The organism is Streptomyces sp. NPDC059906 (genome assembly GCF_042730645.1).
Classification (GTDB): Bacteria; Actinomycetota; Actinomycetes; order Streptomycetales; family Streptomycetaceae; genus Streptomyces; species Streptomyces rubrogriseus.
Map to the genome: position 1 here is coordinate 177,602 of NZ_JBHWKU010000006.1, position 23,150 is coordinate 200,751.

The 23,150-nt window shown below is 73.0% G+C and carries 19 protein-coding genes and 2 pseudogenes; 9 read left to right on the forward strand and 12 right to left on the reverse strand.

Going from position 1 to position 23,150, the window contains the following annotated elements; genetic code table 11:
- Positions 1-86 precede the first annotated feature (86 nt).
- The 3 genes from rhaS to ACFV9J_RS12325 form a co-directional block, all read right to left on the reverse strand.
- Positions 87-1,166 carry a rhamnose ABC transporter substrate-binding protein gene (gene rhaS, locus ACFV9J_RS12315; RefSeq protein ID WP_385353202.1) on the reverse strand — a complete coding sequence of 360 codons (1,080 nt, stop codon included), beginning with the start codon at positions 1,164-1,166 and terminating at the stop codon, positions 87-89.
- Between the two features lie 163 nt (positions 1,167-1,329).
- Entirely contained in the window at positions 1,330-2,775 is a 1,446-nt protein-coding gene (locus ACFV9J_RS12320; RefSeq protein WP_385353204.1) for an MFS transporter, read from the reverse strand.
- Positions 2,768-3,214: a MarR family winged helix-turn-helix transcriptional regulator gene (locus ACFV9J_RS12325; protein WP_109031014.1), complete on the reverse strand. Its 447-nt coding sequence runs from the start codon at positions 3,212-3,214 to the stop codon at positions 2,768-2,770. The genes ACFV9J_RS12320 and ACFV9J_RS12325 overlap by 8 nt, the downstream gene beginning before the upstream one ends.
- Positions 3,215-3,317: 103 nt before the next feature.
- On the opposite strand from ACFV9J_RS12325, the gene ACFV9J_RS12330 reads away from it, so the two are divergent.
- The 3 genes from ACFV9J_RS12330 (at position 3,318) to ACFV9J_RS12340 (ending at position 5,373) form a co-directional block, all read left to right on the forward strand.
- Entirely contained in the window at positions 3,318-3,644 is a 327-nt protein-coding gene (locus ACFV9J_RS12330) for a hypothetical protein (protein WP_385353207.1), read from the forward strand.
- Complete coding sequence (locus ACFV9J_RS12335; protein WP_385353209.1) at positions 3,575-4,870, forward strand: hypothetical protein; 1,296 nt, start codon at positions 3,575-3,577, stop codon at positions 4,868-4,870. The genes ACFV9J_RS12330 and ACFV9J_RS12335 overlap by 70 nt, the downstream gene beginning before the upstream one ends.
- A 101-nt stretch (positions 4,871-4,971) precedes the next feature.
- Positions 4,972-5,373, forward strand: a complete 402-nt coding sequence (locus ACFV9J_RS12340; RefSeq protein ID WP_385353211.1) for a DUF2809 domain-containing protein — start codon at positions 4,972-4,974, stop codon at positions 5,371-5,373.
- Here the strand turns inward: ACFV9J_RS12340 and ACFV9J_RS12345 are convergent.
- The 3 genes and pseudogenes from ACFV9J_RS12345 to ACFV9J_RS12355 form a co-directional block, all read right to left on the reverse strand.
- Positions 5,360-6,217, reverse strand: coding sequence for a biotin-dependent carboxyltransferase family protein (locus ACFV9J_RS12345; RefSeq protein WP_385353213.1), 858 nt, complete (start codon positions 6,215-6,217; stop codon positions 5,360-5,362). The genes ACFV9J_RS12340 and ACFV9J_RS12345 overlap by 14 nt on opposite strands.
- Positions 6,218-6,756: 539 nt before the next feature.
- A pseudogene (locus tag ACFV9J_RS12350) lies at positions 6,757-7,392 on the reverse strand (allophanate hydrolase subunit 1); the annotation flags it as partial.
- Entirely contained in the window at positions 7,389-8,141 is a 753-nt protein-coding gene (locus ACFV9J_RS12355; RefSeq protein ID WP_385353215.1) for a LamB/YcsF family protein, read from the reverse strand. The gene ACFV9J_RS12355 and the pseudogene ACFV9J_RS12350, both read right to left, overlap by 4 nt.
- A gap of 238 nt (positions 8,142-8,379) precedes the next feature.
- On the opposite strand from ACFV9J_RS12355, the gene ACFV9J_RS12360 reads away from it, so the two are divergent.
- The 4 genes from ACFV9J_RS12360 (at position 8,380) to ACFV9J_RS12375 (ending at position 11,836) form a co-directional block, all read left to right on the forward strand.
- Positions 8,380-9,099 carry a DUF969 domain-containing protein gene (locus ACFV9J_RS12360; protein ID WP_385353217.1) on the forward strand — a complete coding sequence of 240 codons (720 nt, stop codon included), beginning with the start codon at positions 8,380-8,382 and terminating at the stop codon, positions 9,097-9,099.
- Entirely contained in the window at positions 9,096-10,070 is a 975-nt protein-coding gene (locus ACFV9J_RS12365) for a DUF979 domain-containing protein (RefSeq protein WP_385353219.1), read from the forward strand. Before ACFV9J_RS12360 ends, ACFV9J_RS12365 begins: the two co-directional genes overlap by 4 nt.
- A 90-nt stretch (positions 10,071-10,160) precedes the next feature.
- Positions 10,161-10,811, forward strand: a complete 651-nt coding sequence (gene pcp / locus ACFV9J_RS12370) for a pyroglutamyl-peptidase I (protein WP_385353221.1) — start codon at positions 10,161-10,163, stop codon at positions 10,809-10,811.
- The gene (locus tag ACFV9J_RS12375; protein ID WP_385353223.1) at positions 10,811-11,836 is read left to right on the forward strand and encodes a DUF2891 domain-containing protein; all 1,026 of its coding nucleotides are present in this window, start codon (positions 10,811-10,813) and stop codon (positions 11,834-11,836) included. The genes pcp and ACFV9J_RS12375 overlap by 1 nt, the downstream gene beginning before the upstream one ends.
- Before the next feature lie 5 nt (positions 11,837-11,841).
- On the opposite strand, the pseudogene rpmF reads toward ACFV9J_RS12375, so the two are convergent.
- From rpmF to ACFV9J_RS12400, 5 genes and pseudogenes are all read right to left on the reverse strand, one after another.
- Positions 11,842-11,930: pseudogene (gene rpmF / locus ACFV9J_RS12380) on the reverse strand (50S ribosomal protein L32); the annotation flags it as partial.
- Between the two features lie 86 nt (positions 11,931-12,016).
- Complete coding sequence (locus ACFV9J_RS12385; RefSeq protein WP_385353225.1) at positions 12,017-13,228, reverse strand: MalY/PatB family protein; 1,212 nt, start codon at positions 13,226-13,228, stop codon at positions 12,017-12,019.
- Positions 13,225-14,874: a maltose/glucose-specific PTS transporter subunit IIBC gene (gene malX / locus ACFV9J_RS12390; protein ID WP_385353227.1), complete on the reverse strand. Its 1,650-nt coding sequence runs from the start codon at positions 14,872-14,874 to the stop codon at positions 13,225-13,227. Before malX ends, ACFV9J_RS12385 begins: the two co-directional genes overlap by 4 nt.
- A gap of 167 nt (positions 14,875-15,041) precedes the next feature.
- Positions 15,042-16,046, reverse strand: coding sequence for a helix-turn-helix domain-containing protein (locus tag ACFV9J_RS12395; protein WP_385353229.1), 1,005 nt, complete (start codon positions 16,044-16,046; stop codon positions 15,042-15,044).
- A 117-nt stretch (positions 16,047-16,163) separates the two neighbouring features.
- Entirely contained in the window at positions 16,164-19,901 is a 3,738-nt protein-coding gene (locus tag ACFV9J_RS12400; protein ID WP_385353231.1) for a S8 family serine peptidase, read from the reverse strand.
- Positions 19,902-20,104: 203 nt separating this feature from the next.
- Here ACFV9J_RS12400 and ACFV9J_RS12405 point away from each other — a divergent pair, with 203 nt between their 5' ends.
- Entirely contained in the window at positions 20,105-21,433 is a 1,329-nt protein-coding gene (locus ACFV9J_RS12405; RefSeq protein WP_385353233.1) for an SGNH/GDSL hydrolase family protein, read from the forward strand.
- Positions 21,434-21,475: 42 nt separating this feature from the next.
- On the opposite strand, the gene ACFV9J_RS12410 is transcribed toward ACFV9J_RS12405, so the two are convergent.
- On the reverse strand, positions 21,476-22,099 hold the full coding sequence (locus tag ACFV9J_RS12410) for a TetR/AcrR family transcriptional regulator (protein ID WP_385353235.1): 624 nt from the start codon (positions 22,097-22,099) through the stop codon (positions 21,476-21,478).
- A gap of 84 nt (positions 22,100-22,183) precedes the next feature.
- Here ACFV9J_RS12410 and ACFV9J_RS12415 point away from each other — a divergent pair, with 84 nt between their 5' ends.
- Positions 22,184-23,131 (forward strand): aldo/keto reductase, encoded by a 948-nt coding sequence (locus tag ACFV9J_RS12415; RefSeq protein ID WP_385353238.1) that lies wholly within the window; start codon positions 22,184-22,186, stop codon positions 23,129-23,131.
- The last annotated feature ends 19 nt before the right edge of the window (positions 23,132-23,150 follow it).

Sequence of the window (23,150 nt, forward strand, 5' to 3'; positions counted from 1 at the left end):
CCCCCGCCGGCGGCAACCAGGGGGGGGCGGAACCCGTCGGCGGCACCCGCCCGGACGGCACCCGCCCGGGCAAGTGCGCGCGGGCGTCAGAAGTCGTAGTCGTCGATGTTCCCGGCGTCGAAGACCGTCGGCTCGCCGAGGGTGATGACCCCGTTCCCGGTGAGCTGGAACCAGCCCATGTCCCCGGCCAGGAACATCTGCCCCTCCCGGCCGGTGATCTGCCCGGAGGCGAGGGCCACCGCGGCGTGACCGGCCAGCTCGCCGAGCTTGGCCGGGTCCCACAGCAGGAACGCCTCCACCGTGCCGTCCTTGATGTAGGGACGCATGTCGTTGGGGGAGCCGAGCCCGGTGAGCTTCACCTCGCCCTTGTACTCCGACTGGGACAGGTACTTCGCGGCCGCCTTGATCCCGTTGGTGGTGGGGGAGATGATCCCCTTCAGCTTCCCGTGCTCCTGGAGGAGTTCCTCCGCCTTCTGGTACGACTTCTCGGCCTCGTCGTCGCCGTGGACGACGTCCACCAGGCGCATCTCCTTGTACCGCGGATCCTCCAGCTCCCTCTTGATGCTCCTGATCCAGGCGTTCTGGTTGGTCGCCGTCTGCGCGGCGGACAGGATCGCGATGTCGCCCTTGTAGCCGATCTGCTCGCCGAGCAGCTCCAGCTGCCGTACGGCGATGTCCTCGGCGCTCGCGGGGGAGACGAAGGCGTAGCGGCACTCGGGCTTCGTGTCGGAGTCGTACGTGACGACCTTGACGCCCTCCGCCATGGCCTTCTTGAGGGCGTCGCACAGCGCGTCGGGGTCCAGCGCCGAGACGGCGATCGCGTCGGCCTTCTGCTCGGTGAGGTCGTTGATGTGCGACACCTGCCCGGAGGCGTCGGCGCCCTGGTCCGTGCCCACCTCCTTGAAGGTCGAGCCCAGTGACTTGACGGCGTGCTCCCCGCCCCGGTCGGCGACCGAGAAGTACGGGGTGTTGACCTGCTTGGGAAGGAAGCCGACGGTCAGACCGGTCTTGGTGGGGGCGTTGGGGGAGGCCTCGGCGTTCCTGGCGTTCGTCGCCGTGTCGCCGTCCGCCGAACCGTCGCCGTCACCGCACCCGGCGGTGAGCAGGTTGAGGGAGGACACGGCGGCGACGAGGACGGAGGCACGGCGTGAGGGGGTTTTGTACATGTGCTTCTTTCGTGGGGCCGCCCGAGCGTGGGGGCAGGGGGGCGCTGAAAGGATTCAATAGAGCTTGACCGGACGTTAGGCAGAAAGGTCGATGTGGTCAATGCACGTGCGGGAAGCAGTTCTTGGGCCCGCGGCCCCCCGGGTCTGCCCCTGCGGGAGTTGCTCAGGCCGATGCCCGCGTGCCCGTCCCCGGTGCTCGGCCGAGCGTGCGGTCGAAGAGGGTGAGCAGCAGGTAGAGCACACCGGCGCCGAGCATGACCCAGGCCAGCCGGTGCAGGCCGCCGGTGTCGGCGTGCTGCCCGAAGGAGGCCGCGGTCGCGGAGGAGGCGACCATCGAGCCGATGTAGGCGAAGGTGCGCAGCAGCCCGGCGGAGGAGGCGGTGCGCTCCGGATCGGCCTGGAAGTAGACGGAGTTCTGCAGGGCCAGGTTGTTCAGCCCCTGCGGGACGCCGAAGATCAGGGCGACCAGCAGCAGCATCCACAGCGGGCTGTCCCCGCCCAGCACCAGGATCACCGAACACGCGGTGATCTGTCCGACCGCGCCGAGCAGCAGCTTCCCCCGGACGCTCGTGCTGCGCCCCGACACGACGGAGACGCCTATCGCCAGCAGGAACATGGGGATCTGCGCCAGACCGGCGTGGAAGGGGGTCAGCCCGAAGCCCTCCTCGGTCCACTGGGTGAAGCCGTAGAGGAAGGAGTACGAGACGACGTAGGCGACGAGCGCCCGCCCGTAGGTGGCCAGGAGCGGGGTGTTGCCGCCGAGCACCCGCAGGTCTATGAAGGGCGTGGCCGCCCGCAGTTCCCGTGCCGCGAACGCCGCTCCCGCGGCGGCGGCGAGCGCGAGCAGGTACCAGTCGCGCAGGTGCAGGTTCATCAGGAAGAGCAGCAGCGAGACGAGCATCGCGGCGAACAGTCCCATGCCGGGCAGGTCGAGACGGGCGGCCAGGCTCCCGCGCGGGGTGGATCCGCCCGTGGGCTCCTCCGTGGGCTCCTCCGCGGGCTTCACCTTGGGTAGTCGCAGCAGTCCCAGCAGTACGGCCGCGAGGGCCAGGGGCACGTTCAGCGCGAACGTGGCACGCCAGCCGCCCACCGCGATCAGCAGGCCGCCCAGCAGCGGGCCGACGACGGCGACGGTCTGGTTGGCCACCGCCAGCGCGGTCAGCACCCCGCCGGGGCTGTCCCGTCCGGTGCGCTCGGCCTCGCTGCGCACCAGGGCCATCGCGGCCGGATAGCCGGCGCAGGTGCCGAACCCGAGCAGGACCCGCGCGCCGATCAGCACCCCCAGATTGGGAGCCAGCGCGCCCACGACACCGGCGACGCCGACGAGGCCGGTACTGAGGAGGAAGAGCCGGCGCGGTCCGAAGACGTCGATGAGCCTGCCGACGACCGGCTGACCGAGCGACGTGGCCAGATAGAGCGCGGAGACGAGCCAGGCGGTCTGCGAGGCCGGTGCGCCGAGCGCCCTGCCGATCGGGACCAGGGCGACCGCGATGATCGTCGAGTTGATCGGGTTGAGCACCGAACCGAGCAGCATCGGCGGCAGCAGTCTGCGGTCGAAGACCGGCTTGTCCGTGCCGGCCTCGGGGCAGCCCGCCTTCGCGTCAGTCACGGTTCAGTCGCTCCAGTACGGCCATGGCCGCGATCACGGTGCGCCGTTCCTCCTCGGTGCACCTGTCCTGCAACCGCTCGGCGAGCCATTCCGTGCGTACCTGCCGCCCTTCCTCCACGCGGCGGACGCCCTCGGGGGTCAGCGTGATCAGCAGGCGCCGTCCGTCGTCCGGGTCGGGGCGCCGCTCGACCAGCCCCATGGAGGCGAGTGCGGTGACCGTCGCCGTCATCGACTGGTGTCTGACCCCTTCGATCGCGGCGAGTTCGCTGGCCGTGACGCTCCCCTGGTCGGACAGCCGGGCCAGTACCGAGGACTGGCCGAGGGTGAGGTCCTCGACCTCGGAGGCCTTGAGGATGCGTCGGCGCAGCCGGCTGATGACCGCTCGGACCTCCCGCGAGGCCTGGACCGCCGACGGTGAAGGACTCTCGTTCTCGCTCATGCCGCCAGGCTAATGTCCACAGACCGGACTGTACAGTCTTAGCTGTACATGTGACTCGTGCGAGTGGCCGTGACGACGTCCACTCAGAGCGGAGCGCCCCCACATGTCCTCCGGACTCCCCGTCCCCGCCCGGGGGACCGACGTGAGCGCCCGTCAGCAGCCGGCGACCGACTCCGCACGGGTGGCGAGTCTGCCCGGACCGACGTCCGTCCGCGTGGCCTGCCGGGTCCACGGCGGCCTCGTCGAGTACGACGGCTACAGCAAAGACGCCGGGTCTTACCTGCCCGACCACGGCGGCTACGTCTCCAGCATCCTCATCGACGTCGATGTCGACGACGCCCGGCTCCCAGGAGTGCCCACATGCCGACCCTCTCATCCCGGCGCCGCGGATCCGCCCCGCGGCGCAGACCCCGCACCGCACACGCCCTGACCGGCGCGGTGTGCCTGCTCGCCCTCGCCGGTACGACGCTCGCCGCCGCGCCCGCCCCGGCCGCGGAACCCGTGCCGTCCGCTCCGGTGTCCTGGCGCGCGGACCTGTCCAGGACCGGCGCCGACGACGTCAACGTCCGGTACGACGCGGGCGCCCTGCGGGTGCGGGACGGTTCCCTCAGCCCCGCCTCCCTCGGCCGGGACCGCGGCTACGCCTCCGCCGTACTGGATCCGCACCACGTCGGCCGGCCGGTCGACCGGGTCACCGCGGACCTCGACGCGACGGTGCCCGACGCGGCCGGCGTCGAGGTCGACGTGCGCGGGCGCGCGGCCGACGGCACCTGGACCGAGTGGCGGCGGGCGGCGGCCGGCGCCCCGGCCGGGCTGCCCCGCGACGTGGTCGACGTCCAGGCCCGGCTCACCCTGTGGAACGCCAGGGGCGGACCCACCGCGGCCGTGCGCGCGCTGACCCTGACGGCCGACGACGCGGGCACCGCCTCCGCCGAGCCCGCACCGGCCACCAGGGCCGCCGCCTTCTCCGCCCGCGTCTACGCCACCCGCGAGGGCCTCGTCGGGCACACCACCGCCAACGGTCACGTCATCCAGGCGAACGACCGCTTCGTGGCTCTCCCCTCCCGCCGCGCCCTGTCGCCGAACGGCAGCGGCCAGTACTCGGTGCAGGTGTGCGGGCCGGCCCGCTGCGAGACGGCGCCGGTCTGGGACGTCGGCCCGTGGAACACGCACGACGACCACTGGAACCCCTCGGCGCAGCGCGAGCAGTGGAAGGACCTGCCGCAGGGGCTGCCCGAGGCGCAGGCCGCCTACGAGGACGGGTACAACGGCGGACGCGACGAGTTCGGCCGGCAGGTCGCCAACCCGGCCGGCATCGACCTGGCCGACGGCACCTTCTACAACGTCGGCCTGAACGACAACGGCTGGGTGACCGTCACCTACCTGTGGACCGAGGGCGGCGGCGACACCACGTCCTTCCCGACCCGGGGCACCGACGTGAGCGTGCGGCAGCAGGCGACGACCGACTCCACCCGCGTGGCGAGCCTGCCCGGGCCCACGACCGTACGGGTGCGGTGCCAGGTCCGCGGCCAGGTCGTGAACCACGACGGCTACAGCAACGACGCCTGGTCCTACCTGCCCGACTACGGCGGCTACCTCTCCAACATCTTCGTCGACGTGGCCGACTCCTGGCTCCCGGGCGTGCCCACCTGCTGACCGTCGAGCAGCGCGGTCCCCGACGCCGGCACATGCGGCCGCGACTCGTCCGCCAGGCGGCAGGGGGTCCGTACGCAGAAGAAGAACCGCACAATGGGCGCATGGTTTCCTCTACTCGGGCCCGCGTCGCCGTGCGGGACGATCCGCGGCGGACGCGGTCGGCGGCGGCGGTGTCCGCGGCGTTGATCGTCGGCGCCGGACTGGCGCTCAGGGCCTTCGCGGCGGGTGAGGTGGCCAAGTACGGCGGAGACGCGCTGTACACCCTGCTGCTGTTCGCCCTCGTGTTCGTGGCGGCGCCGAGGACGGCACCGGCGAAGGCCGCCGCCCTGGCTCTGGCGGTGAGTTGGGGCGTGGAGTTCCTCCAGCTCAGCGACGTGCCGGCGCACCTCGCCCGGGAGAGTACGGCGGCCCGTCTGGTGCTGGGTTCCACCTTCAACGCACCGGATCTGTTCTGGTACGCGGTGGGCGCGGTGACCGGCCTGTCGGCCGTCAGACGAGCGTGAAGCGCACCGGAGTTCCGGCCACGGCCTGGGCGGCGGCGGCCAGAGCCGGCTCCGGGACGACCGCGACGACCGGGTAGCCCCCCGTCGTCGGGTGGTCGTGCAGGAAGATCACCGGGCGGCCGTCCGGCGGGACCTGTACGGCGCCCAGGACCATGCCCTCGCTGGGCAGTTCGCCCGTCGACAGGCGCTGGAGCGGCGGGCCCTCGGTACGCAGGCCGATGCGGTTGCTGTGCGGGGAGACGCGGTAGGCGGCGGAGGTGAGCGTGCGCAGCGCGGCCGGCGTGAACCAGTCGGCGCGCGGGCCGGGGCGGACCGGCAGGACCAGCTCGGCCGGCGGACCCGGCCAGGGAGCGGCGACCGGCGGCGGCGCGGGCCGCGCGGGGGCGCCGACCGCCAGGACGTCCCCGTCCCGCAGGGGCCTGGGACCCAGCCCGGACAGCAGGTCCGTGGAACGGCTGCCCAGGACGGGCTCGGCGGCGATGCCGCCCGCGACGGCCACGTACGAGCGGACGCCCCCGGTCGCGGTCCCCACGTCCAGGACCGAGCCGGCCGGTACCCGCACCGGGGCGCCCCAGGCGGCCGGCCTGCCGTCGACCGTCACCGCGCAGGGCGCCCCGCCGACCACGGCGGCGACGTCCCGGTCGGGACGCAGGGCGCAGCCGGTCAGGGTCGTCTCCAGGACGGCGGTGTCCGGGTCGTTGCCGAGGAGGCGGTTGGCGAGCCGCATCGCGGGCGCGTCCAGCGCACCGGAGCGGGGCACGCCCAGGTGGGCGTGGCCGGGCCGGCCCGCGTCCTGCACCGTCGTGAGCGCCCCGGCGCGCACCGTCGTGAGTCCGGCGGTCATACCCCGGCCTCCGGCCTCGCCCCGGCCTCCGGCCTCGCCCCGGCCTCCGGCCTCGCCCCGGCCTCCGGGCTCGCCCCGGCCTCCGGCCTCGCCCCGGCCTCCGGGCTCGCCCCGGCCTCCGGACCGTCGCCGGCCCCGGAGCCGCCGGCCCCAGTCCCGGTCCCAGTCCCGGCCCCGGCCCCGCTCCCGGCCCCGCTCCCGGTCCCAGTCCCGGCCCCGGCCCCGCTCCCGGCCCCGCTCCCGGTCCCAGTCCCGGCCCCGGCTCCGGTCCCGGCTCCGGCCCCGGCTCCGGTCCCGGCTCCGGTCCCGGCTCCGGCCCCGGTCCCGGTCCCGGCTCCGGCTCCGGCCCCGGTCCCGGCCCCGGCCCCGGTCCCAGTCCCGGCCCAGCTCCCGCTCCCGGCCCCAGTCCTGCTCCCGGCCCCAGTCCCGGTCCCGGTCCCGGCTCCGGCCCCGGCCCCAGTCCCGCTCCCGGCCCCAGTCCCGCTCCCGGCCCCGGTCCCAGTCCCGGCCCCGGTCCCGCTCCCGTACGCCGTGGCGTCGTCGGCCGTGACAAATCGCACACGTGTCCCCGGCGTGAGGAGCGCCGCCCGCTCCCGCGTCGGGTCCCACAGCGGCCGTGGGTCTGGCATGGTGCCGATCAGCTGCCAGCCGCCCGGCGTGGCACGGGGGTAGACCGCGCTGTACGGACCGGCGAGGGCCACCGCACCGGCCGGGACGCGGGTCCTGGGCGTGGACCGGCGGGGGACGTGCAGCCGAGGGGGAAGGCCGGTGAGATAGCCGAAGCCGGGGGCGAAGCCGCAGAACGCGACCCGGTAGGTGTGCGAGCGGTGGAGGGCACCGACCTCGTCGGGACCCACGCCCCACAGCGCCGCCACGTCGGCCAGGTCCGGCCCGTCGTAGCGCACGGGAATCTCCACCACGGCGCCCGTGTCGTCCGCGACCGGCGGCACCTGCCAGTCGGCGACCCGGCGGGCCAGCGCGTCCGGGTCCGCCACTCCGTCCAGCAGGACGGTCCGCGCCCCCGGCACCACCTCGGTGACCGGCGGCAGGGTCCCCGCGGCGCGACGGCGCAGCACTTCCGCGTGGAAGGCCGCGGTGTGCTCGGCGTCGCGCAACTCGACCAGGAGGGCGTGACGGCCCGCCGGGCGCGCCGTGAGGGACCGGCCGTCCGTCATGCGAACGCCCCGATCCCCACCCCGGCCGTCTCCAGCGCCTCGCGCACCCGGGCCGCGATCCGGGCGGCGTTCGGGGTGTCGCCGTGCACGCACAGGGAACGGGCGGCGACCGCGACGGCCGTACCGTCCACGGCCTCGACGGAGCCCTCCACGGCGAACGCCAGCGCGCGGCGCACCACCGCGTCCTCGTCCGTCACCACCGAGCCCGCCTCGCTACGGGGGACCAAGCTCCCCCCGGGGGTGTACGCGCGGTCCGCGAAGGCCTCCGGGACGCCGGTGAGGCCCGCCTCCGCGGCGGCCGTGAGCAGCCGCGAGCCCGGGAGGCCGAGCACGGGCAGCGCGCCGCCGGCCAGCCGCACCCCGGCCACGACGGCACGGGCCTGACCCTCGTCGTGGACGGTGCGGTTGTAGAGCGCGCCGTGCGGCTTCACGTAGGCGACCGGGGCGCCGGCGGCCTCGGCGAACACCCGGAGGGCGCCGATCTGATACGCCACCTCGGCCGCCAGCTCGTCGGCGGGCACGTCCATGGCGCGCCGGCCGAAGCCCGCCAGGTCGCGGTAGGACACCTGCGCCCCGATCCGCACCCCGCGCTCCGCGGCGAGGTCGCAGACGCGGCGCATCACCGAGGGGTCGCCCGCGTGGAAGCCGCACGCGACGTTGGCGCTGGTGACGACGGAGAGCAGGGCGTCGTCGTCGGTGAGGGTCCAGCGGCCGAAGCCCTCACCGAGATCTGCGTTGAGGTCGATCACATCTTGAACGTAGACGATCGTTGAACGATCCGACAAGAGGCACCAGCTCGACCGCTCGACCGTCCCCTCGCTCGCTCCCGGCGACGGAGAGGATTCACCTCTTGTTAGATCGTTCAACGATCGCTAGTGTCCGTGCATCTGCCACACATCTGGAGCTATGGTCCCCGGGACCACATGAGTCACGTTCCGAAGCTCCGGATCCGTGCCCTGCCCCCTCATGCCTGAAGAAGGCCACCGAATGATCGTTCTCCTCGGTGTGGTCGTGGTGATCCTCGGATTCGTCACGCGCCGCAACCCCGTCCTCGTGGTGGGCGTCGCCGGTATCGTCACCGGACTGCTCGGCAGGATGAACCCGCTGGAGGTCCTCGCGGCCTTCGGCCGGTCCTTCGCCGACAGCCGCTCGGTCACCGTCTACGCCATCGTGCTCCCGGTGATCGGGCTGCTCGAGCGCTACGGCCTGCGCGAGCAGGCCCGCAATCTCATCGGCCGCCTGGGCAAGCTCAGCGCCGGCCGGTTCCTCACCGTCTACCTGCTGGTCCGGCAGGTCACGGCGGCCTTCGGCCTCAACAGTATCGGCGGCCCCGCACAGACCGTGCGGCCCCTGGTGGCACCGATGGCCGAGGCCGCCGCCGAACGCTCCACCGGGGCCAAGCTGCCCGACAAGCTGCGCGAGAAGGTCCGTTCCTACTCGGCCTCGGCCGACACCGTGGGCGTCTTCTTCGGCGAGGACTGCTTCATCGCGATCGGCTCCATCCTGCTGATCACCGGCTTCGTGAACTCCACGTACCACCAGGACATCGAGCCGACCCAGCTCGCCCTGTGGGCGATCCCGCTGGCCGTCTGCGCCTTCCTCATCCACGGCGCCCGGCTGCTGCTCATGGACAAGCAGCTCGAACGCGAGATGGCGCAGGCCGCCGCCGAGCACGACCTGCCGCTTCCCGAGGGGGCCGACAAGTGATCAAGGTCGAATGGCTCTACTGGCTGATAGGCCTCGTCTTCGTCGTGATGGCCGTGCAGATGGCCACCGACCGCAGCAACCCCAAGCGGTGGACGTCCGCCGCCTTCTGGGGCCTGCTCGGGCTCACCTTCCCCTACGGCACCGGCGTCACCAACGCCACAGCGGGCAACGGCGGCTGGACCCTGCCCGCCGAACCGCTCGGCGTGGCCGTCCTCGCCCTGATCGTGCTCGCCGGCTTCAACTTCCTCGGCAAGGGCGTCCCGGTCACCACCACCGGCGAGCAGCGCGAAGCCTCGGCCGCCCGGCTCGGCAGCAAGATCTTCATCCCCGCGCTGACCATCCCGCTCGTCGCCATCGTCTGCGCCTCCGTGCTGGACGAGTCCGGACTCTTCGAGTCGGGCAAGGCCACCCTCCTCGGGCTCGGCCTCGGCTGCATCGCCGCGCTCGTGGTCGGCATGCTCGTCACGGGCGAGAAGAAGCTCTCCGTGCCGATCCACTCCGGCCGCTCCATGCTGGAGGCGATGGGCTCCGCCCTGCTGCTGCCCCAGCTCCTCGCCGTGCTCGGCTCGATCTTCGCCGCCGCCGGGGTCGGCGACCAGGTCGGCGACATCATGAACAAGGTCCTGCCCGAGGACTCGAAGTACTTCGCCGTCGTCGCGTACTGCGTCGGCATGTTCCTGTTCACCGTCATCATGGGCAACGCCTTCGCCGCCTTCCCGGTGATGACGGCGGCGATCGGCTGGCCCGTACTCATCCAGCAGATGCACGGCAACGAGCCCGCCGTCCTCGCGATCGGCATGCTGGCCGGCTTCGCCGGCACGCTGTGCACCCCGATGGCCGCCAACTTCAACATCGTCCCGGCCACCCTGCTCGAACTGAAGGACCAGTACGGGCCGATCAGGGCACAGCTCCCGACGGGCATCGCACTGCTCGGCTGCTGCACGGTGATCATGGCGCTCTTCGCCTTCTGACCCCACCCCCACCCCCACCCCTGCCCCCGCGCCCGCCCCCGCGCCCGCCGTCCGATCCGCACGGCAAGGAACTTGAAAGGTAGGACGCCCATGACCCGTGTCCTCATCACCGGCTTCGCCCCCTTCGGCGGGGAGCGCGTGAACCCCTCCTGGCAAGCGGCCTCCCTGGTGGCCGCCGAACCGCCCGCCGGGCTCGCGGTCACCGCCGCCGAACTGCCCTGTGTCTTCGGCAAGTCCCTCGACGCCCTGCGCGACGCCATCCGGGCGGACAACCCCGACCTGGTGCTCTGCCTCGGGCAGGCGGGCGGACGCCCGGGCGTCACCGTCGAGCGCGTCGGCGTCAACGTCGACGACGCGCGCATCCCCGACAACGCCGGCGGGCAGCCCATCGACGAACCCGTGGTCCCGGGCGGCCCCGCCGCCTACTTCTCCACCCTCCCCGTCAAGGCGTGCGTCGCCGCGATGCGCGAGGCGGGGGTCCCGGCCGCCGTCTCCAACACGGCCGGCACCTTCGTCTGCAACCACGTGGCCTACGGCCTCGGCCATCTCATCGCCACCGAGTTCCCGCACCTACGGGGCGGCTTCGCGCACGTGCCCTGGGCGCCGGAACAGGTACCCGACGGCACCGCGCCCGCCCTCCCGCCCGCCACCGTCGCCCACGGCCTGCGCGCCCTGCTGGCCACCGCCGCCCGCACCCCCGCCGAGCAGGATCTGAAGATCACCGAAGGAGCCACCCACTGATGCCGCTCAGCACCCACGCGGCCCCCTTCGCCCAGCTCGCCCTGGCGAACATCACCCGCGAGTACCCCAACTTCCCCGCCCATCTGGTCACTTCCGCCGAGGAGCGGCTCGAACCCCGCTCGCTGCACCCCGCCTTCTACGGCGCCTACGACTGGCACTCCTCGGTGCACATGCACTGGCTGCTGGTCCGCCTGCTGCGCCGGCACGGCGGCACCCCCGCGCTGCCCGCCACCGAGGAGGCCGTCGCCGTGCTCGACCGGCACCTCACTCCCGGCAACCTCTCCACCGAGGCCGCCTACCTGCGCGAACGCCCCTCCTTCGAGCGCCCGTACGGCTGGGCGTGGCTGCTCGCGCTAGCCGCCGAGTGCCGGGCGCACGGGGGCGCGGAGGGCCAGCGGTGGGCCGGAGCGCTGGAACCGGCCGTGGACGCCGTCGACGCGCTGCTGGCCGACTGGCTGCCCAAGGCCACCTATCCCGTCCGCCACGGCAACCACCCCAACAGCGCCTTCGCCCTGGGCCTGGCCCTCGACTCGGGCGAACTGACGGCCGGGACCGAACGGGCCGTACGGGAACGCCTGCTGAGCTGGTTCGCCGACGACCACGACGCGCCCGCGCACTGGGAACCGTCCGGGCAGGACTTCCTGTCCCCGGCGCTCACCGAGGCCGACGCGATGCGCAGGGTCCTCGCGCCGGAACGGCTCGCGCAATGGCTCGACCGCTTCCTGCCCGGGCTCGGGACCGGCACCCGCTGCGCACTGCTGGAGGTGCCGGTCGTCTCCGACCACGCCGACCCGCAGATCGGCCATCTGCTCGGACTGACGCTCAGCAGGGCCGCCGCGCTGCGCGCCCTGGCCGACGCCCTGCCCGACGGTCCGGTCCGGGCCCGCCTGGACGAGGCGGCGGGGGCGCATCTCACGGCCGGCCTGCCGGCGGTGGAACGCGGTGACTTCACCACCGACCACTGGCTGGCGACCTTCGCCGCACTGGCCCTCGACCCGGTGGCTCCGCCGGCTGCGCGTCACTGACGTCGCACGGTCACCGGATCCGGCGTACTCGCCTTCCACTGGGCCCGGCGGTGGCGGGTGTGCTGCGGGACATCCTGCGCTTGGGAACGGCCATGGTGAGGCTCCTTTCGGACGTGGAACCCCGACCCTACATGAAAACGATGTTCATGTTGGACGTGTCATGTCCCGGAGCGCCCATGCTCATCGCCGCTCCGTGCCGGTGAGACGTCCCAGCGCCCGCACCATCGCCTCGACGCCCGCCTCCGCCTTCGACCGCGGACACCCGACGTTGAGCCGTACCCGTCCCGGGGAGCCGTAGGCGGCCCCGGGCATCACCGCCACCTTCTCGACCTCGACCAGTTCGCGTTGCAGCTCCTCGTCGTCGACGCCCAGCGGGCGCAGGTCGATCCACGCCAGGTAACCCGCCTGCGGGGGCCGCCAGCCGAGCCCCGGGAACGCCTCTTGGAGGCGGTCGGCGACCATCGCGAGGTTGCCCGCGAGATACGTCCGCAGCGCGTCCAGCCAGGGCGCCCCCTCGCGGTACGCGGCGATGTGGCCGACCAGCGACAGCACCGCGGGGGAGGAGAGCCCGTCCGCGTCCTTGAGCTGCCGCAGGTAGGCCTCGCGCGAGGCCGGGTCGCCGATGATGCCGTAACTGCCGGTCAGTGCGGGAATGTTGAAGGACTTGGACGCCGAGGTGACCACGGCCCACCGGCCGTCGCCGCCGTGGCGGACCCAGGGGCGGTGGAGGTGCGGAGCGTGGGCCAGGTCGCAATGGATCTCGTCGCTGACGACCGCCACGCCGTGTCGTGCGCACAGCCGGGCCATCCGGTCCAGCTCCGCGGCCGACCACACCCTGCCCGTCGGGTTGTGCGGCGAACACAGCAGCAGCACGGCCGTGTCGGGCAGCGCCAGCAGGCGTTCCAGCTCCGGCCAGTCGTCCAGGGGACACTCCAGGAGCCGCCGGCCGCTCGCCGCGACCGTCCTGGGGAACGCGTCGTACATCGGGGTGTGCGCGACCACCCCGTCACCGGGCCGCGACCACAGGTGCAGCAACCGCGAGACCTGGTAGATCACGGAGGGCGCGTAGACGACCGACCCGGGGTCCACGGCCGTGCCGTGCCGTGCCGCGTACCAGTGGACGATCGCGGACAGGAAGTCGTCCTGGCGCCAGCGGGAGTAGCCGAGCACCCCGTGGTCCAGCCGGCCGCGCAGCGCCGCCAGCACCTCGGGGGCGGTCTCGAAGTCCATGTCGGAGATCGTGAACGGCAGCAGGTCCGGCACGCCGAACCGGTCCTGCACGTAGTCCCACTGCGTGCACCAGGTGCCGCGCCGGTCCACCGGGGTGTCGAAGTCGTACGGCGCGGACGCGGGGGCGGGCCCCGATGTGGCGGGAGACGAGTGCGCGGTCACGGCCGACCCGCCGGGACCATCGTCGCGATGGCGTCCTTCACGGACTGCACCTGCGGACCGATGATGACCTGGACGTTGTGCCCGTCGAGTTTGACGACGCCCACGGCCCCCAGCTTCTTCAGCCGTGCCTCGTCCACCACTTCGGCGTCCGCCACCGTCATGCGCAGGCGGGTGATGCAGTTGTCCAGGGACCGGATGTTGCCGGCGCCGCCGATCGCGTCGAGCATGGCGGCCGCGTCGTACTTCCCGGCGACCAGCTCGCGCGCCGGCTCGGGAGCCGCTCCGACCCGGTCCTCCTCGTGTTCACCATCATGTGCACCCTCGTGCTCGTCGTGCTCGTCGTGCTCGTCGTCCGCCGGCGGGTCCTCCCGGCCGGGCGTCTTGAGGTCGAAGCGGGTGATGGCCCAGCGGAACAGGAAGTAGTACGCGGCGAACCACACCGCCGCGATCACCGGCACCAGATACCACTTGGTCGTCGAGCCCTGGAGCACACCGAAGACGAGCCAGTCGATGACGTTGCCGTCCGTGTTGCCGATGAACACGCCGAGCACGGCCGCCGTGAGGAAGCCGAGGCCCACCAGGACCGCGTGGATGAGGTACAGCCACGGGGCGACGAACAGGAACAGGAACTCCAGCGGCTCCGTGATGCCGCCGACCACGCAGGCCACCACGCCGGACACGAGCAGGGCCTTGATCTCCGGCCGCATCTGGCGCCTCGCGCAGTGGTACATCGCGAGCGCGGCGCCCGGCAGGCCGCCCAGGTAGGCCGCCATCTTGCCCTGGGAGAGGAAGTGCGTGGCGTCGGTGACGGCGGAGCCCAGTGCCGCCGAGCAGTCCAGCTGGGCGTAGAACAGGTTCAGTGCGCCGGAGACCTGGTCGCCGCAGACGGTTCCCGAGCCGCCGACGTCCGTGAAGCGGAACATGGCGACGAGGATGTGGTGCAGGCCGATCGGGCGCAGCAGCACCTCGCCCATGCCGAAGAAGAACGGTCCGAAGACGCCCGTGTGCCCGATGCCGCGGCCCACCGCGCTGATCCAGCCGTTGAAGGTCGGCCACACCAGCGGGATGAGCAGACCGAGCACGCTCAGGACCAGGGCCGAGACGATCGGGACGAAGCGCAGCCCGCCGAAGAAGGCCAGCGCGTCGGGCATCCGCTGGGTGCGAAAGCGCCGGTGGAGCAGGCTGACAACGATGCCAACGGCCACGGCGCCCAGCAGCCCCGTGTCGATGGACTGCACGCCCAGCACGTCGGCTATGCCGTAGTGCTCGATCGCCTTCTCGTCCTCGAAGTCGACGCCCTTGGCGGTGAGATAGAAGTTCACCGCGAGGTTCATGGCGACGAAGCCGACGAAACCGGAGAACGCGGCCACGCCCTTGTCCTCGCGGGCGAGGCCCAGCGGGATCGCCATGGCGAACAGGACGGGCAGGAAGGTGAAGGCGACCAGGCCCGTGTTGGCCATCCAGGTGAAGACGAGGTGGAACCCCTCGCCCTTGAGGAAGGCAACGTTGTCAGTGACCGCGTCACTCGACAGCGAGGAGCCGATGCCCAGCATGATGCCGCAGAACGCGAGCAGGGCCACCGGGAGCATGAACGTCTTGCCGAGCCCCTGGAGGAATTCCCAGAGTGCGGCCTTGGTCTTCTGCATGTGTACGGAACTTTCGGGCCTGGGGGACGGGCCCGTCCGCTCGTCGTGACGACGCGGCGCGGGCCGGCGGGCGGAACGGGCGGCTGGGGGGAGACGCCGCCGCAGGGATCACATCACAGCGGGTCGGTGGCTGTCCACGGTGTCCCGTCGCCCCATGCGCCCGCCCGTCACAACCATCCCCGCCGCGCCGCCTGCCAGGCGAGCTGCATGCGGGTCCCGGCGTTGGCGCGCTCCATCATGCCCTGGATACGGCGCTGGACCGTGCGGCGGCTGAGCTGCATCTGGGAGGCGATCGCCTTGTCGGCCACTCCCGCCACCAGCAGCGACAGCAGCCTGCGGTCGGTGGGGGCCAGCGCGTCGGGCGCCGCGGGCCCGTCGGTCCCGGAGAGTTCGCCCGAGTCGTCGACGTCCAGCGGGACGGCGTCCTCCCAGTACCGCTCGAACAGCGCGATCAGGGCCGCCAGCAGATTGCTGTCCCTGACCAGCGCCGTGGTGGGTTCCTCCGGACTGCCGTGCGGCCCCCCGGCGACGAGTGGGAAGACGGCCACCGCGCGGTCCGCGATCGCCAGGCGCAGCGGCAGATGCGGCACCGCGCGGGCGACCTCACCGGCCCGCACGCCCGCCACGACGTTGTCGACCGCGCCCTCGTCGTCGAAGAACGCCTTCTCGTACAGCACCCGGTAACGCACGCCGCGGGCCAGCGCCTCGAACTCCTCGGTGTTGCTGCCCGAGGGCATGGCCACGTACTGGGCCTTGCAGAACCAGAGCATCTCCTCGCGCACGCTGGTCTGGATCTGCCGCAGGTGCTGGCGCAGCGCCTCGGCGCCGGTGATGACCTCCAGGAGCTGCCCCGCGTCCCGCCTGCGCATGGTGTCCCGGTAGGACTCGATCAGCCGGGCCGCCTCGTGCTGGGCGAGGTCCAGCGCCTCGGCACTGCGCTTGAGCCGGGGCAGCAGGGCGACATCGGGCGGCGCCGCCTGGTAGAGCCGGGGGACACCGTCGGTGGGGCTGGCGAGTCCCTTGGCGGTGAGCGACTCCAGGACGCGGTCCATCCGCACGACCGGCATGCCGTCACGCTCCGCCAGGTCGGCGGCGCCGGCCCGGCCGAAGGCCACGAGCAGTGCGTACACCGACTCCTCGTCGGGCGACAGACCAGCGATCTCCAGCACCACGAACGCCCTCCCCGGATCCTGGGCCGTGACGGTTGAACACCGTACTGCACAGGTGGGGAGGGCGCGGCGGGGGTGTACGGCGTCACCCGCCGCACACCCTTCGTGCCGGACGGGCCGCTACCGGCGTACCGCGTAGGCGCGTTGCACCGTCTGCCGAACCGAGTCGCCCGCCGAGTCGCGCGCCGTGACGCGGAGCGTGACCCACGACTCCCCGTGGGCGGGCGGCGTGAGCGAGGCCCGGAAGGCGTTGCGGCCGTGCGCGTGGGTGCGCGCCGTCGACCAGGTGCGCCCGTCGTCGTAGGACGCCTCGACCCGGACGCTCACACCCCGCGGAACGGGCAGCCCTTCCTGGGCACGCACCCGCACGTCCACATGGTGCGAACGGGTGCCGCGCACGGAATTGCGCACGTCGACCGGTACGTCGTAGTCCAGTTGGAGCAGCGACAGCGGGGTGGCGGTGTCCGTGCGACCCGACTCGAAGGACCAGGACGTACTGGTGGCCACGCCCCTCGTCCAGGCCTCGGAGTCGCGCGAGGTCGCCATGTCCAGCCGGTAGCGCGCCCGTTCGGCCGGAACGGCCACGTTCTGCCAGGCGCTGCCGACCCCGTCGACCCGCTCGCCGTCCCGGTACAGCACGGCGCTCGCGGTGTCACCGCCGGAGGTGGGCGACCAGTGCCCGGCCTGCGAGTCGGTGAACTCCGGGACCCGCAGCCGCAGCACGTTGCCGTCCCGCACGGTCGGCGTCGTGGTGCCGGCCGGGATCGACGGACGGACGACCGCGCCCTGCCAGGTCTCCCGGGGCCGCACGCCGGCCCGGTAGGTGCGCGGATCGTCCCGCATCCCGGCGATGAGCGGCTGGTCCACGTCGAACGTCGTGGTGTGGTGCACCCGGTGCTGCCAGGCGGTGTCGCCCGCGCTCACGTACTCGGTGCGCTGGAAGCCGAGCGGCACGAACCGGGTGTACTGGAGCCAGGCGGTGTTCTGGTACGGCCGCCAGCCGAAGCGCTGCTCGCTCGCCCACCCCGTGACACCGTTGTCGGCGTAGGTGGTGCGGACGACCGCGCTGTTGCGGGCGGACACCGAGTGCACGACCTTGCGGGGCACCTGCTGCTGGGAGACCTGCATCACGTCGTACAGGTACGGGCTGCGCGCGGTGCCGGTGAACCGCACCGAGGTCGAGCCGCGGGCGATGCGCGCGAGCAGCTCGGCGCCCGTGTCCCTGCCGATCCGCAGCGTGGGCAGGGCGTTGCGGTCGCCCGTCGGCCGCCAGCGGGTCCAGCCGGTGTCGTTGAAGTGGATGAGGATCACCGCACGGACCCCGGCGGCGGCCGCCCGTTCGACCAGGGCCCGCTCACCGGCTCCCGTCGGGTTGTCCACCACCGCGACCCTGCCGCGGGCGCGACTGAAGTCGGCGTCGGCCGCGTCACCGGCGTCGACAGCGGTCAGGGTCGCGCCGCGCTCGGGGAAGAGCGGCGACGCGGGCATGTAGTAGGCGCCCAGGTCGAACCGCGTGCGGGACACCTTCGCCTCGACGAGCGGGGCGACGAGCTGCCAGCGGGAGGCGAACTCGAAGGTGCCCTCGGTGACCTTGGCCGTGGGACTGATGTACAGCCGCTTGGCGATGTCGAAGTACATCGTGCCCTGCGTCAGGCTGCGGCCCCCGATCTCGCGGTAGGTCTGGTAGCTCATGATCCCGCGCTGCTCCGCGGGCCGGGGCGTGCGGATCTCCACGGGAACCGTTTTCCGGGCGTCCAGGGTGACGGTCATGTCCTTGGTGACCTTGACCTCGGGCAGCACCACGTGGCGCAGCTCCTGGCCGTCCTCGGCCGACGTGGTCCAGCTGGTGTTGAGCTGGTACACGCCCTCCTCGACCTCGGCGACGGCGGCCGCGGGGTCGCTGTAGCCGACGAAGCCCTCCGCGCCCCAGATGGTGGGGAGGTCGTCGACCTGCTCGCCGTCCTTGTCGATCGTCTTCACGGTGATCCGGTGCGTCGGCCCGTGCACCACCAGGCTCAGCGTGGTGTGCGCGGCCACCGAGCCGTCGGCGGTCGTCGCGGTGACGTAGCCGTAGAACTTGCCCTGTCCGGCGCGGGCGGGATCGACGGTCAGCGGCACCTCGGCCGAGCTGCCGGCGGGCACGCGTACGGAGTCGGAGCCGAGCCGCGCCGATCCCTCGGCGGGCGCCTTGCCCCCTTCCGTGGCCAGCTCGACGGCGAGCGAGAGCGTGACGTCCTGGTCCGAGGAGTTGGTGTACCGCACCTTCGACGTCACGGGCTCCGTGTCCTGCGAGGTGAACGGGCCCATGACGAGGGTGCCGGTGGCGGTCACCGCGCCCAGTCCCGCGGCACGCACGTCGATCCGCCCGCCGCCCTGTTCGGTCACCTTCTGGCCGTCGACCGTGACCGCCGTGCTGATCAGGGCGTCCTTCAACTGCGCGCCGGTCCAGTCGGGATGACGCTGGGCGAGAAGCGCGGCCGCGCCCGCCACATGGGGGGTGGCCATCGAGGTGCCCGAGGCGGCGGTGTAGTGCTCGTCGACCGGGTCGCCCATCGCCGACCCGGCCGCGCGTGCCGCCACGATGCCCACACCGGGGGCCGTGACGTCCGGCTTCACCGCGTCGTCACCGAGGCGCGGGCCGCGGCTGGAGAACGGGGCGAGGGAATCGTCCCGGTCGACGGCCCCGACGGTGAGTGCGGCGTCCGCGGCCCCGGGCGAGCCGACCGTGCGGGGACCCTGCTCGCCCTCGTTGCCGGCCGCGACCACGAACAGCGTGCCGGTGCGCCGGCTGAGGTCGTTGAGCGCCTGGCTCATGGGATCGGTGCCGTCGGTGGCCCCGGAGGAGCCGAGGCTCATGTTGACGACGTCGGCGCCCTGGTCCGCCGCCCACTCCATGCCCGCGATCACCTGCGACTCGCTGCCGAAGCCGTCGTCCCCGAGCACCTTGCCCACCAGCAACTGCGCGGCGGGCGCGACACCTTGGCGGCTCCCGCCGGAGGCGGCGCCGCTGCCGCCGACGATGGAGGCGACGTGGGTGCCGTGCCCGAAGACGTCGTTGGTGCCGGAGCTGCCGGAGAAGTCCTTGGCCGCCGCGACCCGGCCGGCGAGGTCGGGATGGCTCTGGTCCGCACCGGTGTCCAGGACGGCGACCTTGACGCCGTCGCCCCGGTAACCGGCCGACCACACGTCCGGAGCGCCGATCTGGGCCGTACTGCGGTCCAGGGACGCGCCCACCCTGCCGTCCAGCCACACGCGCGCAGTGGTGGCCGCGGCCTTCGCGCGCTGCCCGCCGGCCGGGACGAGCCGCTTCCAGAACCGGCCGAGGTCCGCCTCGTCGACCCGCACGGCACGCGCGTCGATGCTGTCGAGTTCGCGGACCGACGCGTCCCGCGCCAGGTCGGTCAACGCGTTCAGGGAGGAGGCCGCCACGCCCTCGGTCTGCTCCACGATGAGCGGCAGCGCGTCGGTGTGCGCGGTGTCGTACCGCTGCGCGAGGAGCGCCGTCACGTCGAACAGGTCCCGGTCCAGGCGTCCGGCGGCGACCAGGGCGTCGGCGTCGGAGGGAAGGACCGTCACATGGCCGTCCTCTTCGAGGGTGCGGAAGAGGACGCCCCGTCTCCCGGGCCCCGGCGTGACGGACGCCGCCTGGCGTCCGTCCGCGGCCCGGGTGACGGTCACACTGTCACCGGTGATCAGCTTGACCGTCGCGGTGCCGTCGCCCGTCGCGGCGCCGTGGTCCGTCGCAGGCGCGACGGCGGCTTGACGCGGGGCGCCCGCCAGTGCGGGTACGGGGGCCACGGCGCCGGCGGCCAGCGCCAGGCCTGCCGATATCGCGGCCAAGAGGCGGATCCGTCTCATCAGTGCGCTGCCTTCCCATGCGTTCGATGCGAGTTGGTGCGTTGGCCAGAATGAGCTTGCCGAAGACGGGGTGTCATTCGATTCGGGTGGCACAGGTGGGACATGTCGCAAGGGCGACACCGCGGCGCCGCGAGTGGCGTGAGTTGGGGAAAGGCCGGGGAGGATCCAGCCCTGCACCCGTCACGTCGGAAAGGCAGGCACCGATGCGCCGTCTCCTTGCCCGAGTACTCGACCCCGTCCGCGCGCCCCTGGCCACAGGCGTAGCCGCCGCCCTGGCCCTCACTCTGGCGTCCTCCGTCCTGGCCGCGTCCACGAGCACCGCCGCCGCTCCCGCCGGCACCGAGCAAGGCGGTCGGCCGGGAGGCAACGCCTGGTTCACGTCCTGGGCGGCCTCACAGCAGAACGTCGCGCCCACACCGCTGCGCGACCAGTCGATGCGCATGATCACCCACCTGAGCCAGGGAGGTGACGCGGTCCGGATACGCGTGCAGAACACCTTCGGCGATTCACCGCTCACCGTCGACGCGGCGACGGTGGCCCACAGCGACGGCGCGGACGCCGCGACGGAGGGACGCCCGCGTCCCGTGACGTTCGAAGGCCGGCGCCGGGTCGTCGTCCCGCCCGGCGGTGAGGTGTGGAGCGACAGCACCGGGCTCCGCACCGCCGCCCAGGACGACATCGCGGTGTCGCTCTCCGTCTCGGGCACGGTGGCTCCGGGGCGCCACGACAGCGCCTTCCGCACCAACTACCTGACCCCGCCCGGCTCCGGCGACCACACCGCCGACCCGGACGGCACCGCGTTCACCGAAACGACCGGCTCCACGCTCCTGGTCAGCGCGGTCGATGTGCGCAACCCGCGCCTGCGGGGGAGCCTGGTCGCCTACGGCAGTTCGGTCGTCGACGGCACCGGGTCGACGAACTGCGGACCGGACTGCAGCCGCCCGGGCGCAGACCTGAGGTGGACCGACGACCTCGCCCGGCGGATCACCTCGGAACTGCCTCCCAGCCGGCAGTTCGCCGTCGCCAACGCGGGCATCGGCGGCACCACGAGCGCCGCCACCTGCCCGGGCATCGGTGAGTCCGTCCGCGGTCTGGACGCCGCCGCCCGGCTGGAGCGCGACGTACTGTCCCTGCACGGGGTCACGGGAGTCCTCTACTACTACGGGACCAACGACCTCCCGGCCGGCTGCGACGCCGCCCGGATCGAGGCGAGTTACCGCGAGGTCTTCCAGCGACTGCGCGCCGCGGGCATCAAGGTGTACGTCACGCCCATCACCCCTCGCCCCGGCTACACCGACCAGCACAACCGCGACCGGCACGCCGTCGGCACGTTCGTCTCGAAGTGGAACAGCTGCGGCGGCACCTGCGACGGGATCCTCCCCTTCGACCAGGTGCTCGAAGACCCGGTACGGCCGAACAGCATCAACCCGCCGTACGACACCGGCGACGGCGTCCACGCGAACATCGCCGGCCAGCAGGCCCTCGCCGACATCGTTTCCCTCCCGATGCTGGCGGCGTCGGCCCGCCGGTGACCGGTGACCGGTGACCGGTGACCGCTGACCCAACGGCGCGGGTCAGGAACTCCCCGGCGGCCTGAGGGCGTCGACGACGAGATCGAGCAGGCGCTCCGTGCGCTCCGGCTCGTCGTCGGCGGCCGTCGAGAGGAACACGCCCAGCAGCATCGCGGTGACGTCGTCGGGTGCCACATCCCCGCGCAGCGAGCCCGCCCGTGCCCCCTGCGCGAGCATGGTGCCGATCGCGGCCGTGATGCGCTCGCGGGTGGCGGGCGTCGCGAGGCGTCCCGAGGCCCAGCCGCTGTGGAGGGTGTTGAGCATGGATCGCTTCGTCGCGACGAACGCCGCGTAGCGCTCCATCCAGGCGCGCAGCGCCCGCTCGGGCGGCAGCGTGTCCAGCAGCGCGGAGGCACTGGCCGTGACGTCGTCCAGTTCGGCGGCGTAGACGGCCTCGACCAGCGCCTCGCGGGTGGGGAAGTGGCGGTAGAGCGTGCCGATGCCGACACCCGCATCGCGGGCGATGCCGTCCAGCGGGACGGTGTCGTCCGCGGCCGTGAACGCGGCCCGGGCGGCGGCGACGAGCTTGTCGCGGTTGCGCCGCGCGTGTGCGCGCAGCGGGCGTTCGGCGCCGGCCGGCCGGTCGGGCCGGCCGGGGGCAGCGCTCGGTTCCTGGTCCGGACTCAAAGCGGAGGATCCTCCGGTAGTGCTACAGTCGTAGAAGCGGAGGGTCCTCCGCTTCCTTTATCATCGCACGAGGACGGACTTCCCATGACGTCGACCGGCACCCCCTCCTCTTCCCGTGCCACGCACGGCGGCACCCCCCGCCCCGGCGGGGCCGGAGTGCTCGCCGGCCGCACCGTCTCCCGGATCGGCTACGGCGCGATGCAGCTCGAACGCCTGCACGCCGACCGGGCCGCCGCCGTCGCCCTCGTGCGCCGAGCGGTGGAACGCGGCGTCGACCACCTCGACACCGCCCAGTTCTACGGCGACGGATTCGTCAACGAGGTCATCCGCGAGGTGCTCCGCCCCGAGGACGACGTCGTGGTGGTGAGCAAGGTCGGCGCCGACCCCGACCCCGGTGGCCCCCTCCCGCTGCGCCCCGCACAGCGACCTGAGGAACTGCGGGCGAGCGTCGAGGACAACCTCAGGAGCCTCGGCACCGACCGGATCCCGGTCGTGAACCTGCGCCGCCTCGACACCGGCCCCGGCCTGCGCGCGGAGGGCGACCAGGTGGTCGGCCTCGACGACCAGCTCGCCGTGATGACGGCGCTGCGCGACGAGGGCAAGATCGGTGCCATCGGTCTGAGCAGCGTGACGCCGGACGGGCTGCGCCGGGCCCTCCCGGCGGGCATCGTCTGCGTGCAGAACGCCTACAGCGTCGTGAGCCGGGACGACGAGGACATGCTCGCGCTGTGCTCCGCCGAGGGCGTCGCCTGGGTGCCGTACTTCCCGCTCGGCGGCGCGTTCCCCGCCATGCCCAAGGTCGCCGACGAGCCCGCGGTGCACACCGTGGCCAGGACGCTCGGCGTGACGCCGGCCCAGGTGGGTCTCGCCTGGCTGCTCCACCACGCCCCGAACGTGCTGCTCATCCCCGGCACCGCCGACGCCGGTCATCTGGACGCCAACCTCGCCGTGGGCGAGATCGCCCTGGACGCGTCGTCCCTCACCGCGCTCGACGCCGTGCGCAGCCGCTCCGCGGACGTGCCGCTCGGCTGACACGGCCCGGGGTGCCACT